Source organism: Herbaspirillum hiltneri N3 (assembly GCF_001267925.1).
GTDB lineage: Bacteria > Pseudomonadota > Gammaproteobacteria > Burkholderiales > Burkholderiaceae_D > Herbaspirillum > Herbaspirillum hiltneri.
Genome location: NZ_CP011409.1, coordinates 4,403,400 through 4,421,166, shown reverse-complemented (window position 1 = coordinate 4,421,166; position 17,767 = coordinate 4,403,400). Strand labels below are relative to the sequence as shown.

18 protein-coding genes are annotated in these 17,767 nt (G+C 55.2%); 12 read left to right on the top strand and 6 right to left on the bottom strand.

What is annotated here, in order from left to right; all coding sequences use genetic code 11:
* Positions 1-191: 191 nt before the first annotated feature.
* From F506_RS20050 to F506_RS20025, 6 genes are read left to right on the top strand one after another with little or no spacing between them, the layout of a single operon-like run.
* Positions 192-1,250: a glycosyltransferase family 4 protein gene (locus tag F506_RS20050; protein WP_053200352.1), complete on the top strand. Its 1,059-nt coding sequence runs from the start codon at positions 192-194 to the stop codon at positions 1,248-1,250.
* A 27-nt stretch (positions 1,251-1,277) separates the two neighbouring features.
* Positions 1,278-2,318, top strand: a complete 1,041-nt coding sequence (locus F506_RS20045; RefSeq protein ID WP_235471256.1) for a hypothetical protein — start codon at positions 1,278-1,280, stop codon at positions 2,316-2,318.
* Positions 2,319-2,323: 5 nt separating this feature from the next.
* Positions 2,324-3,661 carry a glycosyltransferase gene (locus tag F506_RS20040; RefSeq protein ID WP_053201811.1) on the top strand — a complete coding sequence of 446 codons (1,338 nt, stop codon included), beginning with the start codon at positions 2,324-2,326 and terminating at the stop codon, positions 3,659-3,661.
* A 58-nt stretch (positions 3,662-3,719) separates the two neighbouring features.
* The gene (locus F506_RS20035) at positions 3,720-4,421 is read left to right on the top strand and encodes a class I SAM-dependent methyltransferase (RefSeq protein ID WP_053200350.1); all 702 of its coding nucleotides are present in this window, start codon (positions 3,720-3,722) and stop codon (positions 4,419-4,421) included.
* Between the two features lie 60 nt (positions 4,422-4,481).
* Positions 4,482-5,606 (top strand): DegT/DnrJ/EryC1/StrS family aminotransferase, encoded by a 1,125-nt coding sequence (locus F506_RS20030; RefSeq protein WP_053201810.1) that lies wholly within the window; start codon positions 4,482-4,484, stop codon positions 5,604-5,606.
* Entirely contained in the window at positions 5,603-6,304 is a 702-nt protein-coding gene (locus tag F506_RS20025; RefSeq protein WP_053200348.1) for a WbqC family protein, read from the top strand. The genes F506_RS20030 and F506_RS20025 overlap by 4 nt, the downstream gene beginning before the upstream one ends.
* A gap of 40 nt (positions 6,305-6,344) precedes the next feature.
* Here the strand turns inward: F506_RS20025 and F506_RS20020 are convergent, their stop codons facing one another.
* The 5 genes from F506_RS20020 to F506_RS20000 form a co-directional block, all read right to left on the bottom strand.
* Positions 6,345-7,070 carry a class I SAM-dependent methyltransferase gene (locus F506_RS20020; RefSeq protein WP_053201809.1) on the bottom strand — a complete coding sequence of 242 codons (726 nt, stop codon included), beginning with the start codon at positions 7,068-7,070 and terminating at the stop codon, positions 6,345-6,347.
* 2 nt (positions 7,071-7,072) lie between these two features.
* Positions 7,073-7,852: a phytanoyl-CoA dioxygenase family protein gene (locus F506_RS20015; protein WP_053200346.1), complete on the bottom strand. Its 780-nt coding sequence runs from the start codon at positions 7,850-7,852 to the stop codon at positions 7,073-7,075.
* 5 nt (positions 7,853-7,857) lie between these two features.
* Positions 7,858-8,547 carry a class I SAM-dependent methyltransferase gene (locus tag F506_RS20010; protein ID WP_200907691.1) on the bottom strand — a complete coding sequence of 230 codons (690 nt, stop codon included), beginning with the start codon at positions 8,545-8,547 and terminating at the stop codon, positions 7,858-7,860.
* Between the two features lie 85 nt (positions 8,548-8,632).
* The gene (locus F506_RS20005) at positions 8,633-9,556 is read right to left on the bottom strand and encodes a glycoside hydrolase family protein (protein ID WP_053200342.1); all 924 of its coding nucleotides are present in this window, start codon (positions 9,554-9,556) and stop codon (positions 8,633-8,635) included.
* Positions 9,557-9,571: 15 nt separating this feature from the next.
* A complete protein-coding gene (locus F506_RS20000) occupies positions 9,572-10,228 on the bottom strand; it encodes an acetyltransferase (RefSeq protein WP_053200340.1) in 657 nt (218 codons plus the stop codon).
* Between the two features lie 115 nt (positions 10,229-10,343).
* On the opposite strand from F506_RS20000, the gene F506_RS19995 reads away from it, so the two are divergent.
* On the top strand, positions 10,344-11,183 hold the full coding sequence (locus F506_RS19995; RefSeq protein ID WP_053200339.1) for a phytanoyl-CoA dioxygenase family protein: 840 nt from the start codon (positions 10,344-10,346) through the stop codon (positions 11,181-11,183).
* A gap of 68 nt (positions 11,184-11,251) precedes the next feature.
* Here the strand turns inward: F506_RS19995 and F506_RS19990 are convergent, their stop codons facing one another.
* Positions 11,252-13,198: a glycosyltransferase gene (locus F506_RS19990; RefSeq protein WP_235471255.1), complete on the bottom strand. Its 1,947-nt coding sequence runs from the start codon at positions 13,196-13,198 to the stop codon at positions 11,252-11,254.
* Here F506_RS19990 and F506_RS23325 point away from each other — a divergent pair, their 5' ends adjacent.
* The 5 genes from F506_RS23325 to F506_RS19970 all read left to right on the top strand — a co-directional run bounded on the left by F506_RS23325 (position 13,199) and on the right by F506_RS19970 (position 17,757).
* Entirely contained in the window at positions 13,199-13,411 is a 213-nt protein-coding gene (locus F506_RS23325) for a hypothetical protein (protein ID WP_144424119.1), read from the top strand.
* A 96-nt stretch (positions 13,412-13,507) separates the two neighbouring features.
* Positions 13,508-14,284: a glucose-1-phosphate cytidylyltransferase gene (gene rfbF / locus F506_RS19985; RefSeq protein ID WP_053200337.1), complete on the top strand. Its 777-nt coding sequence runs from the start codon at positions 13,508-13,510 to the stop codon at positions 14,282-14,284.
* A 10-nt stretch (positions 14,285-14,294) separates the two neighbouring features.
* The gene (locus F506_RS19980; protein ID WP_053200335.1) at positions 14,295-14,846 is read left to right on the top strand and encodes a dTDP-4-dehydrorhamnose 3,5-epimerase family protein; all 552 of its coding nucleotides are present in this window, start codon (positions 14,295-14,297) and stop codon (positions 14,844-14,846) included.
* Positions 14,843-16,066 carry a class I SAM-dependent methyltransferase gene (locus F506_RS19975; protein ID WP_053200332.1) on the top strand — a complete coding sequence of 408 codons (1,224 nt, stop codon included), beginning with the start codon at positions 14,843-14,845 and terminating at the stop codon, positions 16,064-16,066. The genes F506_RS19980 and F506_RS19975 overlap by 4 nt, the downstream gene beginning before the upstream one ends.
* A gap of 29 nt (positions 16,067-16,095) precedes the next feature.
* The gene (locus tag F506_RS19970; RefSeq protein WP_053200330.1) at positions 16,096-17,757 is read left to right on the top strand and encodes a hypothetical protein; all 1,662 of its coding nucleotides are present in this window, start codon (positions 16,096-16,098) and stop codon (positions 17,755-17,757) included.
* Positions 17,758-17,767 lie beyond the last annotated feature (10 nt).

The window sequence follows — 17,767 nt, the reverse complement described above, 5'->3', positions numbered from 1 at the left end:
AATCTTGTTCATATGCAAAGTTGAGGGCTAATTGTGCGCTTTCTCGGCGTTTTGACTGCTCAAGTCGGCATTAAGATGGCAACTGGTTAAAGCTGCCCCTTGCTGGGGTGGGCGCCGTTCGCTCATGAAAACGCAAAAAGACAAAAACGGCGGCATCAGATCGACACAGAGACAGTTTTTGAAGGCAGTGCATGAAGATTCTCCTTTTGAATGACGAGTTTTACACCACCGGCGCGAGCATCGCCATGCTGCGTCTGGCGGAACGACTGGTGCAAAACCATGAAGTCTCGGTCATGTCGCGTATTGAAGGCGATGGCGAGATCAAAAAATATTTCGAAGCCCTCGGCATTCCCATCGTCAAGGATATTCAGGCCGACGCCATCGACCTGTTGATTTCGAATACGATCCTGTCCGGCGCCCATGTGGCGGCAGCCGCTCCGAAAGTCCCGGTGATCTGGTGGGTGCACGAGGCTGAAATCGGGCGCGACATGCTATTGCGTTTTCCGCAACTGGCCGATGGCTTCAAGCATGCGTCGCACATTGTGATGCAGACCGAATTTCAGCGGCTGGTATACGGCAGCTTCCTGTTCGACAGCCCGGCCAAGGTGCACGTGCTGCCGTTCTGGAACGATGCCATTTACCGCCTGCAGGATTTCGAGCCGGCGCCGAAGCCCGCGCAAAAAAAACGCGTTCTTTGCATCGGCACCGTTGAGCCGCGCAAGCGCATGGCCGATACCATCAACGCGATCGACAGTCTTGAAGCCGATCTGCGCAATCAGATCGAATGCATCTTTATCGGGAAATATCTGCAGTTGCCTCCCGGCGCTCAGAAACTGGTGGATGCCTTCCCCGATCGCTATCGCATGCTGGGCGAATTGCCCAACGAAGTGGCGTTGTCGTACATGGCGTCGGCCGACGTATTCGTGCTCGCCAGCGACAGTGAGTCGCAGCCGCTGACGATCTGGGAAGCCTTTGAGCTGGAAGTGCCGGTCTGCCTGTCCGACCTGGAAACCTATCGTCACATCGGCCTGCGTCACGGGCGCAATGCAATGATGCATCCGGTCGGCAATGTCGAAATTCTGGCTTCCAACCTGCGGTTGATGCTCGCCAGCGACACCTTGCGCAAGTCCGTCACCAAAGCCGGCAAAAGCTTGCTGCTGAAAAATCTGGCAAGCGACTGGACCGAAGAATTCGAACGTCTGGTGTATCGCACGCAGACCGAATCCGAAATCAAGAAACTCGGTTACTGAACCATTTCACCCAAATTGGACTTGAAGATGAACTTCAATGCACGTCTGACAACTTTGCTGCAGATGCCGATATCGCCGCTCACCTGGGACAGCGTTCTGAAAGAATGCGATCGGCTTGAATCGGAATTTTTACATATCCCATCGAACTACAAATGGACGCTGGACTACTTGCGGTTTCAGGTAGAGCGCGAGCGCGGAAATCAGAGTGCGGCCTTGTGGCATCTGAAGGCGGCGATCGCGACGACGCCTTACAACAACGACATCCTTGGCGACTACAAGGAGATGGTCAAAAAGACGTCAGGCATCAAGAATCTGGTGATGATCATTACCAGCAAGCGCAACGAGGCGAAGGCCTTAAGTCTGGCGGCGCAGTTTGATCGCAGCAATATTGAATACATGATCATCAGCGGCGCCGATACACCGTCAATCGGACATGTGCGCGCGTTGCAGGTCGACGTATCCGACAGTTATGAGTCAACTCCGCAAAAAGTGGTGGCTGCGCTGGCATGGGTTTATGAGAACATCGGCAATAACGTCGGTGTCATGAAGGTCGACGATGAAATGAGTTTGCACGATGCCGCCAAACTGCGGCAGAGTCTGACGCAACTGATGCGCGAAAATGCCTATGCCGGGGTGCCGGTATCCAGTCTGGATCATGACCGGTGTTATCACTGGGGATTGTGTAACGACCACGACCTCAATCGTCGTGTGTATGGACGTCCTGTCTTGCGCGCCTGGGCCGCCGGCGGTGCCTATTATCTGGGCCCAGGTCCATTGGAAAAGGTAGTCATCTCCCTGCTGCGTTTCCCCGGGCTATTCGAGGGAGAATATTATGATGACAAGCTCATTGGTGATGTCCTGGTGTTCGAGAATGTGAATCTCACGCCGCGACACGGCTATGACGAGTTTGGTTTCGGTATTGCCGGTGCCGTGGCCCCGGCGGTGAATGCCAGCCCCGGTGCGGCTTTGTCCCTCGCGGCTGCACCTGCGGCACCGGTTGCAGCACCAGTTGCTCCTGCACCCGCGACGGGCGGCGGCTTCCTTAAAACTACTCCCCTCTCCAAATGACGACCATGGACCCCATTTACCTTCATCTTGGTTGCGGAGACAAGAAATTCCAAGGCTTCGTCAACATCGACCTGGATTCTCCTGGCGCAGACATGCACCTGGATCTGACCAAGCCTCTGCCATGGGAGCAAGGGACGGTAACAGGTATCTACAGCGAGCATTTTTTTGAGCACGTAGCGCAGAATCAAGGGATTCGTCTGTTGCATGAATGCCGTCGGGTTCTCAAACCGGGCGGACTGGTGCGCATTGCCATGCCGGATCTGGAATACATGATCGGCGATTACGTCAACAACCGCGTACATCCTGATTGGGCTCGCTTCGGCATGCCATGGACGGCGAGCCGCTGTGAGCGCTTGAATATCGCGATGCGCTGGTGGGGACATCAGTGGATTTATGACGAAGAAGAATTGATTCGCATCGGAAAAATGATAGGCCTTGAACTGGTTGGTCGCTGCCAGTACGGCATTAGCAGCGATCCGATGATGAACAACCGAGAATATCGCGAGTCGTCTCAGCTGATCGTTGAATTCCGCAAGCCGTTGCGGCAATTGAGCAGCGACGCCAATCCGTTGGTCAGTATTGTCATGCCGGCTTATAAGGCGACCTATTTCAAGCTGGCCCTGGAAAGTGCGCTGGCCCAGACGTATCAGAACATCGAGATCGTGGTCAGCGATGACTGCCCTAACGATGCGATTGAAGTCATCACACGTGAATACGGTGAAAAAGACACGCGTATTCGCTACTTGCGCAATCCCAAAGCCGGTCAGGACATTGGTAGATCCAATCATTGTCTTTGCCTGAGTGAGGCCAAAGGGGAGTTCGTCAAATTCCTCAATGACGACGACTTGCTTGCGCCCAATTGCGTGCAGCGTATGGTCACGGCATTTGCCGAGCACCCTGATATCACCTTGTTGACATCTAAGCGGCAACGGATCGACAAGCTTGGGAATTTCCTTGGCGACATCACTGCGACACAGTTGCCGGTTTCAGTCGATTCCATTATCGACGGCCTCTCTCTGGGAACGGCCCTGTTGTCGACCAAAATCAATTTTGTCGGTGAGCCGAGCACGGTGATGTTCAGGAAGTCCGAACTCGACGAGGTCAAGCCTGATTTCATGTCCGTTGATGGACAGGAAATCTCATGGGCTTCCGACGTTGCGATTTACGTCAATCTTGCTTTGCGCGGCAATACGATTTATCTCACGGAAGCGTTGAGCTATTTCCGTATTCACGAAGAGCAAGGGCAGGTTGTCTCCGCCAACATTGCGCAGGCAGAGTCGGATCGATGCTGGGAAATCATGCGTGGATTCTGGACGCGACATGAGTTCAACAAGACGCCGTAACGCCGGCACCCGCCGACGTCCAGTCGTCTGGCAATAAATTTAATGAACGGAGTCGGTGATGCAAGAAAAATTTGACGCTTGGGAAAATTACTACAGCGAACTGAGTTCGTTGCTTTTTCCCAATGAATATGTTTTGAGATCGTTTGTCGGTGGTTATCCAAATCTGAGGATTGACAAGAACTATCGCGGCAAGAAGATCTGTGATGTTTCCTGTGGCGATGGCCGTAACTCGGTGTTACTGCATAAACTGGGTTTTCAGTTATTTGGTACCGAAGTCACTGAAAAAACAGCGCAGATAACACAGCAAAAATTGCAGGATCATCCGTTCCAGATTCGCAGTGAGATTAAGTCAGGGACCAACGTTAACATCCCGTTTGAATCTGATTTCTTTGACTATCTTCTTTCCTGGAACGCAATCTATTACCTGGATAACAGAGCCTCGGATATCGAAGATCATATTGCCGAATACGCCCGCACGCTGAAATCCGGTGGCTATATGGTATGTTCAGTGCCAACCAGTAACTGCTATTCCCTCATCGGTTGTGAAGATTTGGGCGGCAACCGGATTGAGGTCAATCCTCCGGAAAACAAATGGGGAAACGGGCTGCTGAAAGGTACTTTGATGTATCGTTTCAATTCGTTTGAGCATATTGAAGAATTGTTCGGTGCGCATTTCACCAATTTCTCAAGGGCCAAGATATCCGATGATTGTTTCGGCTTGCCGCTTGAATATTTCGTGTTCGTTTGTCAGAAAAAATAAAACCTCGGCATGGTGATGTCGCAGGATGAGGCCAGGTTGGTCGTAAGGCATATGAAGCATATGAGCGATAAGGAACCGATATTTGTAACCCGCCCGGTGTTGCCACCGTTGGAGGAATTCATTCCCTATTTGCAGGAAATTTGGGATGCCCGGATCCTCACCAACGGTGGGCCTTACCATCAACGTCTGGAAGCAGCGCTGTGTGACTTTCTGGGGGTCGCGCATATTTCCTTGTTTGGCAACGGCACGCAGGCGTTACTCACAGCGTTGCAGGCGGCGGACATCGACGGTGAAGTGATTACCACGCCGTATTCCTTTATCGCGACAACACATTCGTTGTTATGGAACCAGCTGAAGCCGGTATTTGTCGATATCGATCCGCAGACGCTCAATCTCGATCCTGCGCGTATTGAAGCTGCAATTACGCCTGCGACCAAGGCGATCATGCCGGTCCACTGCTACGGGCACCCTTGCGATGTCCACGCAATTCGAACAATCGCCGACAAACATGGCCTGAAGGTAATTTACGATGCCGCTCATGCCTTTGGCGTACAAGATGCACAGGGCAGCATCCTCAAGTACGGCGACTTGTCGGTCCTGAGCTTTCATGCCACGAAAGTCTTCAACACCTTCGAAGGAGGGGCGATTGTCAGTCACGACAAAGAAACCAAGCAACGCATTGATCAATTGAAGAATTTCGGTTTCGAACGAGATGGCAGTACGGTCGCCTTATTGGGAACAAACGGCAAGCTGAGTGAAATCCATGCAGCCTTTGGCCTGCTGCAACTGAAGGACATCGGGTCGGCGCTACAACAGCGGCAGGTGATAGATCAACGATACCGGCAAAAGCTGGCTGCTATTCCTGGCGTGACTTGTATCGAGGGCCTCAACGAAAGTACCGCCAACTATGCGTATTTCCCGATTCTTATCGACGAGGCTTATCCATTGTCGCGAGATGCCTTGTTTCAGCACTTGCAAGACAAGGGCATTTATACGCGCCGCTATTTCTATCCATTGATCTCGAATTCTCCCGTGTATTGTGAGCTCCCATCTGCCGATGCTGCGAACTTGCCGGTAGCGACCCGAGTTGCGAATCAGGTGATCTGTCTCCCCATTTATCCGGGTTTGTCGGAAGAGCAGGTGGATACGGTTATCGCGGCGATCTCGGAGGCCGGGCGCGCATGACACGGCTGGCGATCATGCAGCCTTATTTTTTCCCTTATATCGGTTACTGGCAGTTAATCCAGGCTGCCGATCGTTTTGTCATCTATGACGATGTGAATTACATCAACCGTGGATGGATCAATCGCAATCGCTTGCTCATCAACGGTGAGCCGACATTGATCACTTTACCGTTGCGCCAGGCTTCGCAGAACAAGAAGATCTGCGATATCGACATTGCACCGACCGCTGAGTGGCTTAAGAAAATGCTGCGCATGGTCGAAGTGACTTATAAAAAAGCACCTTACTTCAATGACGTCTTTCCGGTCATCGAAGGTGTCCTGACTTATGAGCGCAGCAATCTGGCCGACTACCTCGCGCATCATCTGCAGACGATGGCGAGCTTCATGGAGATCGAGACGGAGTTTGTCGTGACCAGTCGCGACTATGCCAACAGTCAACTGGCCGCGCAGGAGCGAATCATCGACATCGCCCGGCGAGAACAGGCCGACGTCTACATCAATGCACAAGGTGGAAAAGAATTGTATGATGCCGCTTCATTCTCCCAGGTCGGCATCGACTTGCGTTTCATCGCGATGCGACCTTTGCCCTATCCTCAGCGAGGTTCCGGATTCACACCCTATCTTTCGATCATCGATGCGTTGATGGAAGTGGGGCCGAAACAAATCAGGTCGCATCTGGACGCTTACGACTACGTCTGAGACGACCTGTCGCAGAATCTGGAGTGGCGGCGGCTGTGGCTCAGCCGGTGCAGACCACAAAAACACTTGCCGTCAGATCCGGATACTTCATTCCCAGCTTATAGCATCCGTCGAAAAAGGCATCATTGATAATGCCTGCGCGATAGGCGGAATCAAACTGGAAATTGGCCAGTGGTTTGAACAGGATGCCACCGCGTTGTTCCACCTGAAAGCCGGCTTGCAGTGCTTCATGCTCCAGTGTGTCAAGGCTGTAAGTTACCCGATGGCCATGATTTTTCTCGCCCTCTGTGACCGCCGCATTGAAATCGATGAGTCCCATGTTGACGGCAATTTGACGTGATGCTGCATTGGCGTTCGGCACGACGATAAACAACCGGCCTGACGGGGTCAGCCATTCACGAATTTTCTTCAGCACCAACTGGGGATCGCTCAAATGTTCGAGCGTGTGCACCAAAAAAATATTATCAAATCGTTTGGCCGGGGCAGCTTCTTCAAAACGGCTGAGGATGAAGTCGACGTTGCCACCGACATTTTTCCGTGCAATATCGATCAGGTCGGAAGAACCCTCGATAACCGTAATGTCCTGAAAGAATGGTTGCAGCTTCTTGGTGAATTCGCCGTGATAGCAACCCATTTCCAGGACATTGCCTGGCCGGAAATAACAGGACAAAGCCTTGATCATGTAGTTACGGTGGATGTAGTCGAAATCGTAGGCGTACAGACGATTTTCGGTATCCTGATACTCAGTGTTCAGATCGCGAGCCATGTTCATCCTTGATTGGGGCGATACATCCGCTTTGCCGGCGGTTGATACCATTCGTCCAGCGTTGCGGGAACACGTGAGTTGTAGCCAAGAATCTGGCGCAAGTTCTCGTCGTAGCTGTCGCCTTTGTCATAGCCGAGGGCGCGCGGATAATCGAACTGCTGTTTCATGAACGGCTTCGAAAACATCGGTGTCACCGAGCGGCGCAGCTGATCTGTTTCATTATTGCCGCCGGCATGCCAGACGTTGGAGTTGAACATCAGGATGCTACCGGCCGAACCGAGCGCCTGTTCCGCATGCTCTTTGAAGTACTCGTCGCTGGGTTTGGCTTCGCTCTTGTGAGAGCCGGAGAGCATCCATGTGGATCCATTGTGCGGAGTGAAGTCGTCAAGCATCACCAGCGTATTGAGCAATAGCGGGATCGCTCCGGAATACGAGCGGATATCGCGATGCACACGCTGCGCGTACGACACTGAAGCACGCGTGTTGATAGCGCCGCCGTAGGAATTAAGAATGAACTTGCCGCCGAAGTAGCGCTCGATGAAGTCGTAAATGGGATACGCCTTCAGGCAATCGAGATAGCTTTCAAATTGTCCGATCAGGTGATGCACCGTAAAGCTGGTGTCCTGATCGATCCCATTCTTGATCTGGTATTCGCGGCAGATTTCATACGCGGGATGAATGTCCTCGCGCATGCGGGAAATGATATCGGCGGGGATGGCGTTTTCGAAAACGATCCATCCTTTTTCTTCCATCAGTACATCGTAATCCTGAGTCGAAATCATATTGATTACTTGATGGTCACGATGCACTTGGACGGATACAACTCGCACTTCTCAAGAGAGTATTCACTGGTCTTGAAGACTTCCTTGAATGCCAGTGCCTCGCCTGGGGATTCGGGCCAGGTCAGTTCGTCCATGAGCAAAATGCTGCCGGAAACCAGATGCGGCTTGATTGCCTTGAGCGCCGCTAAAGTCGGCTCGTACAGGCCCATGTCGAAGTAGGCGAAGGCGATGATGCTCGATGCATTATTGGCAAAAAAGTCCGGAGCAGTCCTGGTGACGTCGCCGGCAACCAACGAGTGGACACCGCGCTTGTGACCAATGACGTTGTTGCCTTCATGAACTTGCAGCAACTCATTCAGGTAATCCTTGTAGCTGGCCTGAGTCGAATAGGAATTCTCAACCCAGACGCCGCTTTCCTGCCGATCCTTGTCGCTCGGTTTGGAATAGCCTTCAAAAGTATCGAAGCCGACGATCTGGCGCTGCTTGTTGAAGGGCTCGTAAATGGCGCGCAGGTTTTCCAGCAGGACCAGATTGTGGCCGTACCAGGTGCCAAATTCCACGAGCATCCCGGGAATATGCTTGAAACGCTTGTACAGGTCGTTGAGCACGATGAACTTCACCAGTACTGAGCTGCGGGTGTACAGGCCGACATTGAAGAGCAGATCTTCTTGCGACAACGGACTTTTTTGATACATCTCCAACAACTTTTCACGGAAGGCGAATTGCGCATCCGAGGCTGTTGATTCGAGTTTGTAAACGTCGTCCTGAATATTGTTTTGATTACTCATCATTGCTCCAAAGGGCTAAGCCGAATCCTGTCGTGCCAAACCGGTTTCCGTTGTACAACATGTATTTCTTGTCTGCTGCCTTGAAAATGAAAGGATAGCAGGTCATGAGAGAGTCCCAACCTTCGGGTGATGGCGGGATGCCGTCGTCATCGTAGCGTGTCCAGGTCTTGCCGTCGACGGATTCGGCATAGCGGATCCGGTAGGAGCCGGCGCCGTTGCGGTAGTCCTGCGATGCGCGGGAGCAGAACCACATTTTGAAGATGCCGTCTTCCTTGATGACGCAAGGACGTGAGAAGGCTTCCGTCTCGAAGCGGGACGTCAGGCAGTGCTCCGGATAGCGCGTGAAATTGTAACCGTCTTGCGATTCGGCATATTTGATGACATACAGCGGTTCATATTTTCCATCCACTTGCAGCCAGCTGACGCCGGAGACGTACCACATCTTCCACAGGCCATCATCGAACAGAATGGTCGGCGTGACGGCAACATAGGGCTCCGTTGCTGTTCTGTCCATGATCGGGCCTTCGAACAACTTCTTGAAATGCAAGCCGTTGTCGTCTGATACCGCCACGCCCATGGAATTGTGATACGGCACCGTCAGGCGCTGGTTCCAGCCGCTGTAGTACAGATAAGTCTTGCCGTCTTTTTGGAGCGCATAGCTGGGCATGACGCCGTCGTCGTCAAAGGTCCCCGGTTTGCCGAAGCCGAGGCAGGGTTCCGAATGACGGGCAATGATTTTGCCGGGATCGTTCTTGTCGAGATCCACGGCATAGCACAGGCTCTTGCCGGCCGCGTTCCGGGTGGAGATGAAGACGCGGACTAGATCGTCAAGCACGAGTGTTGTCGGTACCTGGGCATGTGATCCGACCCATTCCTTGTCGGGGTCAAAAATTCTGCCGAGCTTCTTCCAAGCCATGTTTTTCCTAAAAATTTAAAAGTCCAGTTCCTGGCTGCTCTTCGCCGCCCGTGCTGGAGACCCGATGTACAGCTGCCACTCTTGCGTGTTCTTGGAGATCAGAGCGCCCATCGCCACGCATGTGCCTTCCGCAATCGTGCAGTTATTGGTGATCGTGGCGTTGACGCCGAACCATGAATAGGAGTGCACGGTGCAGTGACCCGACAAGACGACATGCGAAGTGAAAAATACGTGGTCTTTGATCTCGCCGTGATGGCCGATGTGATTGCCGCTCCACATGACGACGTTGTTGCCGATTTTTGTAAATGGCTGTAGCGTATTGTCTTCGAGAATGAAGCAGTTTTCGCCGATTTGGTTGTCGTTGACGGTGGCGTGCGGACTGACGTACGAATAGAAACTGTAGCCTTTTTCCTTGCCTTCCAGATAAATCGATTCCCGCAGGCGATTCATTTTTCGTCCGGTCATCGGAACGAACAACTTATATTCGGAAGGAGGAAAATAGCTGGTGACGGATTCATACGGAACAACCGGCAAGCCTTCGAAAAATTTGCTCTCCGGGACATACTGCTCATGCACGGTAAAGCCGACGACTTCAATGGTCGGATCTTTTTTCAGATAATAGTGCGCCAGCTGAGCCGTATCCAAAATGCCGAAAAGGATAACTTTTTGCATTGTAGTCTCCAGAGTTTCTCAATATGAATTAGACCAGAATCACAAATAGGGCATAAGGTATATATTGCACGAAAAACAGGCTCTCATTCGGGTATTGGCAAAGGAAATTTAGCTTATGGGCAAGATTCTTGATCGGGATCAAATCCGTTTTTATAAAGAAAACGGTTATTTGGAAGCAGAAGATATTTTCGACGTGGCGCTCCTTGACGAGACGCTGCGTCACTTCAATCTGTCTTTCGTTCAGCAGCTGGAGCGTCGTAATCTGGCGGTAGAGCCGGGCGCCACGCTCGATGCCCTGCACAAGAACATGGCGACGCTATTGGGCGCGGATGTCCAGCTATATCTGGCGACTTTGCGCATGTGCTCCAAGCTGTACGGGGTCTATCGTCTGATGACGGAAGAGCGCTTGCGCAGCGCGGTCGAAGATCTGGGTGTCACGACGCCGTTGTTCCAGACCACGCCGGTACTGCACCTGATGTCCAGGCAACTTGTGATCCCCGGCGGCTATCAGGGCTTTGATGTGCATCAGGATTGGACTTCGGTACAGGGTAGCCTCGATACCGTCACCACCTGGATTCCCTTCATGGATATCGACGCCAATCTTTTTACCATGGAGGTTGTGCCGGGAAGTCATCTGAAGGGGCTGGCGAGCGGGGTTCAGGAAGAAAACATTTTTCGGGTCGACGAAAAGCATTTTTCCGAAGGTGATTTCGAACCGGTGCGCGTCCGTAAAGGCGGGGTCTGCCTGATGTCCAACTTTACCGTCCATCGCAGTTCACGCAAGGGAGATGATCGCATGCGTATTTCCGTCAGCGGCCGCTACGAAAATGCCAGCGAGGCGTCCTTTGTTGAGCGTGAATACCCGTTTACGCAATCTAAGTCGCTGCATCGCGGGTTCATCACCGAGAATTTTCCATCGCAGCAGCGCGTTCAGGATGTGTTTCAGGTGAAATGATGGGGCGGCATTCGGTATTTGCCGGATGCTGCATTCAACGCGCTAGTGGTTAGTGGTGGTGACAAGCCTCAAGAACACAGCAGGTCGTAGACCTGATCATACAAGGCTGATTTTTCGCGTAAGTCATAGTCCGCTTTTACCGCAGCTTGCCCGGCCTGCGCCAACGCATGGCGCTTTTCCGGCGATTCAATCAGCAAGGTGATGGCCTCCAGCCAAGCCTGATCCGAATTCGGCATCAGCAGGCCGGTATGATCGTGCGTCACCACCTGGTTGTAGACCGAAACGTCGCTGAAGATGGACGCGATACCCGCTGCGGAATAGTCCAGCCACTTGATATAGCTCTTGCACTGGTTGTATTCGTCGGAGGCCAGCGGAATCAGTGCAATATCCCAGTTCCACTCCTTGAGCTGGGCGGCATAGTTGACGTACTCGTGGACGAAGGACAGGAAGGTCGTTTGCGGGTGATTTTCCCAGCCTTTGGGGCACTCCCAGCCGACGAAGTAGATGTGCAAGCGCGCGCCGTACTGTTCCACCAGCGTGCGCAGCGCCTTGTCCACCAATGCAAAGTTGGACGGTTGTATCGACGAACCCAGCAGGCCGATGGTGATGTTGCCGTCACGCCGCTGCGGCACCGGCCGGTAAAACATGTCGTAGTCGATGAAGTTCGGCAGGATATGCACGTTCGGATTAAGCGGTCTGTATTTCTCGGCCAGGAACTGTGTCGACACCACCACCGCTTTAGCGTGCTTTACCGTGTATTCGATGCCGGCTTTCCAACTGGCGCCGGCAGCGGCTTCGGGGTGGTCATGCGGAATGTCGTTAAGCAAATCATCGGATTCGTAAATGACCGGTTTGCCCAACGCAAAAATGGCTTGCAGCGATTCAATCGGCAATAGCCCCGGTGTAAAGCGATGCAGGAGTATCAGGTCGGCTTCTGCAATGGCGTCGGTCTGCAGCTTGCCGTCGCGGATGCCCCAGACCAGTTCCCAATCGTCTTGCAAATGCGCAAAGGGTCGAATCAGGCGAATCTGTGGACAAGGGCTCCAGGTCGATTCGACCGAGTAGACAAGCAGGCGCTTCTTGCGGCGCGCCGGCAGTGCTTTACGTGCAGGAGCAGGCGCAGGTACTGTCGCCGCCGTTACCGGATTGAAGTGCTTTTGCGTCGCGTCGACAAACGCATCCAGTTGCGTCCAGAAATTTTCGGTCAGTCGCTGATAAATGGCCGGCGCCTGTCCGACGGTCGCTTTGGCATGGGCGATCTGTTCGGTGGAGTTGCCCCAGGCCGAGCCTGCGCCGTTCAGGTACCCAAGCCCGAACATCGGTTTGCTCAGTGAGGTGGGATTGGGCAGGTAGACCACCGGACAGCCGCACAAGATGGCTTCGTAACAAGCGGTCGAAGGCTCGTAGGTGTACATCAGTTCAGCCTGGCGAAACAGCGACGCCAGCTGTTCGGGCGAGCGTTGCGGCACTCGTAGCGAGACCTCGGTGGCATGTTGTGTGACCGGATCAACCGCGCCGCCTTTGCTGAGGTGGCGATTGAACCATACCAGCGCGCCATGGCGCGGCTTGTCGCTTGGTTCGTCGTGAAATACGGCGTCATTGACCAAAGGCGTCGATAACACGCCGGCGCTCATGGCGTCCGGGATCAGTTCTTCCCGGTGCGCATAGATCAGGTCGCCGGTACCCCAGTTCAGTGCTTCTTTGCTCAGGGCGCCCGGCGTATTGAGCAGATAACGAACGACATTGGGGGCGCTCAGCGGATTGCCGCTGATGACTTCCGGATAGATCACGATCGGATTGCGACCGTTTTTGATGTGTTCGTTAATGATGTCCTGTGTCAACCGTGGGGCATGCAGGCTGTTCAGGCTGGCATCGGTAACATAAGCCTCTTCGCCGGCGAGATTGAGCGCGTGGCAAAGGTAATGCAACGCTTTGCCGCCGCCGGAGTTTGCCGGAAACGCCGGGCTATAGATGTAATAGGGGGAATGCAGCCGGGCAAACAAGTCGTGTCTCATGTGGCAATCGTATTCTCGGTAGGTGCTCGCGAAGCGTGGCTGGCGGTTCCGATCGAGTATATCAGCGTATTTTTTGCCTTAAATTCAAAGATCACAGCAAAAAAAGGCCTAAATCGGCTTATTGATGGCTCAGGTGAATTCCTAAAAAGCCAAATTGGCGTCGATAAACCGCGCAGTCCTTGGGATGTCGCCATGGCAAAACAGGTAACATAGCCACCAGAAAATGCATATTCAAAGGTAATTTCGGCGTCAAATTGCGCGAGCGGCGTACCGTCGCCGATAGTGCCGATTCAGTTGAGGGAGCGGAAATTGAAAGTCGTCATTCTTGCGGGTGGCCTGGGCACACGTCTCGGCGAAGAAACCGATGTGCGTCCGAAGCCGATGGTGGAAATCGGCGGCAAGCCCATCCTGTGGCACATCATGAAGAGCTATTCGCACTTCGGTTTCAACGAATTCGTGATCCTGCTCGGCTACAAGGGCTTCCTGATCAAGGAATACTTCGCCAACTATTTCCTGCATCAGGGCGACGTCACGATCGACCTGGTCGACAACAAGGTCGAGGTGCATCGCAACAAGTCCGAGCCGTGGAAGATCACGCTGCTCGAGACCGGCCTGCACACCCAAACCGGCGGCCGCTTGCTGGCGGCGCGCGATTACCTGGGTGATGAAGATTTCATGCTGACCTACGGCGACGGCGTGGCCGACGTCGACATCAAGGCGCTGGTCGCTCATCACGACAGCCACAAGGCGCTGGTCACGATGACCACTGTGCAGCCGGAAGCGCGTTTCGGCATGGTCAACACCGATGAAAAAGGCTACATCAACGACTTTCGCGAAAAACCGCCCGGCGACCTGGGCTGGATCAATGGCGGCTTCATGGTGTGCCGCGCCGGCGTGTTCGACTACCTGCAAGACGGCGAAGCCACCATCTTCGAGCGCGCACCGCTGGAAAACATTGCCCGCGACGGCATGCTGCTGAACTGGCAGCATCACGGATTCTGGAAGTGCATGGACACCTTGCGCGACAAGATCCAGCTCAATCAGCTGTGGGACAGCGACGCGGCGCAATGGAAAAAGTGGGCGTGAGTCCGTTCGCATGAAGACGATTGCCTCTGATATCGCCGGCGTGCTGGTGGTCGAAACCGATCGCCGCCGCGACGAGCGTGGCGGTTTTGCCCGCTGGTTCTGCGATGCCGATCTGGCCGACGCGCTGCAAGGCGCCGTCATCCGCCAGATCAACCATTCCCATACGGTACAGCGCGGCAGCGTGCGCGGCATGCATTTCCAGCACGCGCCGCATGCCGAGAAGAAAATCATCCGCTGTCTGACCGGCAAGATATTCGACGTGGTCGTTGACCTGCGCCGCGGCTCGCCGACTTTCCTGGCCTGGCGAGGGTTTGAACTCGAAGCGGGAGACGACCGCGCCCTGCTGATTCCGGAGGGCTGCGCCCACGGTTTCCAGGCGCTGACCGATGAGGTGCAGATGCTTTACCTGCATACCGCTCCCTATACGCCTGCCGCCGAAGGCGCGCTGCGCTTCGATGATCCGCGCATCGCCATCGCCTGGCCGTTGCCGCCGCAAAACCTGTCCGAACGCGATCTGCAGCATCCATTGCTGAGCGCCGATTTTTCCGGGATAACTTTATGAAATGCCGTCACTGCCAGACCGAACTGCACGATACCTTCATCGACCTCGGTTTTTCGCCGCCGTCCAACGCCTACCTGCGCCAGGAAGACTTGCTGCGCCCGGAGACGCATTATCCGCTGCGCGTGATGGTGTGCCGCTCGTGCTGGCTGGTGCAGACGCAGGACTACGCGCATTACGACCAGCTGTTTGAATCCGACTATGCGTATTTTTCGTCGACTTCGACGACCTGGCTCCGGCATGCCGCCGACTACGTCGACATGATCGTGGGCCGTCTCGGACTCGGCAAGGATTCCAAGGTGGTGGAACTGGCCGCCAACGACGGTTATCTGTTGCAGTATGTGCAGCAGCGCGGCATTCCCTGCCTAGGTGTCGAGCCCACCACCAGCACCGCCGATGCGGCGCGCGCCAAGGGGATTCCGATCGTGGAGGAATTCTTCGGCGTCAAGCTGGCGCAGGACATCGTCGCGCGCGAGGGCAAGGCCGATCTGATCGCCGCCAACAACGTGCTGGCGCATGTCCCGGACATCAACGATTTCCTCGGCGGCATGGCGGTATTGCTGAAGGACGAAGGCACCATCACGATCGAGTTTCCGCATCTGCTGAACCTCATTGAGCAGAGCCAGTTCGACACGATTTATCACGAGCATTTTTCCTACCTGGCGCTGGGCAGCGTCGACCGCATGATGCGCACGCTGGGTCTGCGCGTGTATGACGTGGACCAGATCCCGACGCACGGCGGCAGCCTGCGCGTGTATGCCTGCCACCTGAACGCGGCGCATCAACCCGGCGCGGCGCTGGAACGCGTGCAGCGCCAGGAGAAGGAATTCGGACTGGAAGCCATCGGAACCTATCATGGATTCCAGGCCCGGGCCGAAGCCATCAAGCTGGCACTGCTGCAATTCCTGCTGGAACAGAAACGCGCCGGCAAGAAGGTGCTGGCCTACGGCGCCGCCGCCAAGGGCAATACCTTGCTGAACTATTCCGGCGTGCATGCCGACCTGTTGCCGCTGGTGGCCGACGCCGCCGGTTCCAAGCAGGACAAGTACATGCCGGGAAGCCACGTGCCCATCGTAACGCCGGCTGCGCTGCTGGCGGCGCGTCCGGATTACGTGCTGATCCTGCCGTGGAACCTCAGATCCGAAGTCGAGGCGCAGCTGGCCGAGATTCGCAGCTGGGGCGGACAGTTCGTGATCGCCGTGCCGGAACTGCAAGTCTGGTAAGCACCTGAAAACACAATACGGCACGCGTCATGAACATCCATCTCTATCAGATATCCCGTAGTCCCGAAGCCGGCTTCCTGCCCTTGCAGGAAGGCGACCGAAAGGACTGGGGCGACTATGCGGCGATCCGCGCTTACTTCATGAATGAGGCGGTCGATGAAGAGGCGCTGTACGGATTCTTTCCAGCCGGGTTTGCCCAGCAGAGCGGCATCGGCGCCGCCGACGTGGTGCAGTTCGTCGAGCGCCATCCCGGCAACGACGCCTATCTGTTCGTGCCGAATCAGCGCGATGCGACATGCTTCCTGAACGTGTTCGAAGAAGCCGAGTTCCGTCATCCCGGCTTCCGCCAGCTGGCGCAGGATTACCTGTACGCCGTTGGTCTGTCGCTCGATCTGCGCGAGTTCGTCACCGACTCCCACGCCACCGCGCATACCGGCAATGTGCTGGCCAAACCGGTGTTCTGGAAAACCTGGTTCGACCTGTGCGAACAAGTCTTTGCACTGGCCGAGTCCGGCGACGGTCCGCTCGGCGTCGGGCTCAATGCCATGACGGACGATACGCCGCCTGTCGCGATGAAAGTCCGGCTGACCGAACGCGTGGCCTCGCTGGTGCTGGCGCTGGACCGGCAGTTGCGCGTCGCGGTGTTCGACCACGCGGCGCGGCCGCTGTCCGATCTTGCTTCGCTGGCTTACCGCGACAAGCTGCCGCGGCTCGACGCGATGAAACGCGACTATCTCGCCACCGGCGACATCGCGTTGATCGACAGCTTCCTGGAACTCCGGAACAGCATCCTGCAATACGCTGGAACAATGCCGACGCCGGCGCAAACGCCGGCTCCGGCCCCGTCCCATGCCGCCGTCCCGGCACGGGACGCCGAACTGGTCTACGGCTGCATCACCCACGTCGAACTGCCGATCCGTTTCCCTGATTTCGTCACGCCGATCTACCTCGGCGAATCGCAGGCGCCGGGCCGCATGAACCTGCGCGAGCTGGCGCCGAAATGGGTGCCTTACCATCCTATCGTCGGCGGCATGGTCGGCAACTTCGCGCTGCGCAACTACATCCTCGAGCATCACCCCAATGTCAAGCGCATCGGGGTGTGCATGTACCGCAAATTCATTTCGCGCGAGCGTATCAGCGGTGTGCCGGCGGAAGACAACTGGATGATGGATGTGGTGTCGGACAAGGAGCTGGAACGACAGACCTTCGACAGCATGCTCGACCCTGGCGCCGGCGATCTGCTGGTGGGCAAGACCTGCGGATTCCTCGCTGATGGCCAAAGCGCCGGCTACCTAAAGCATTACGCGCGTGCGCATCACGTCGAAGACCTGCTGCGCTTTGCCGCGGCGGCAGTGGAACTGGGTGTTTTGCACAGCAACGAAGTGGAATTGTTTTTCGACGAGCAGGTGTTCTTCATGGGCGGCGTCGAGCTGGGCGTGTTCCCGGCCGGCTTCTGGCTCAAGAGCATCGCCGACATCGAGGCGGTGGCGTGGACTTGCGTACAACGCTATGACGTCAAACGCGAAGGTTATCAGTCGCGCGCCTGGGCATTCTGTGCCGAGCGGCTCGGCAGCTACCTGCTGCTGCGCTACTTGCGCTCGATTTGCGGCGGTGACAATTTCGAACAATACATGGGCCAGTTGAACCTGATCACCCGCGGCGACCAGACGCTGTACGTGCCGAGCAACTGAGGCACTTCTT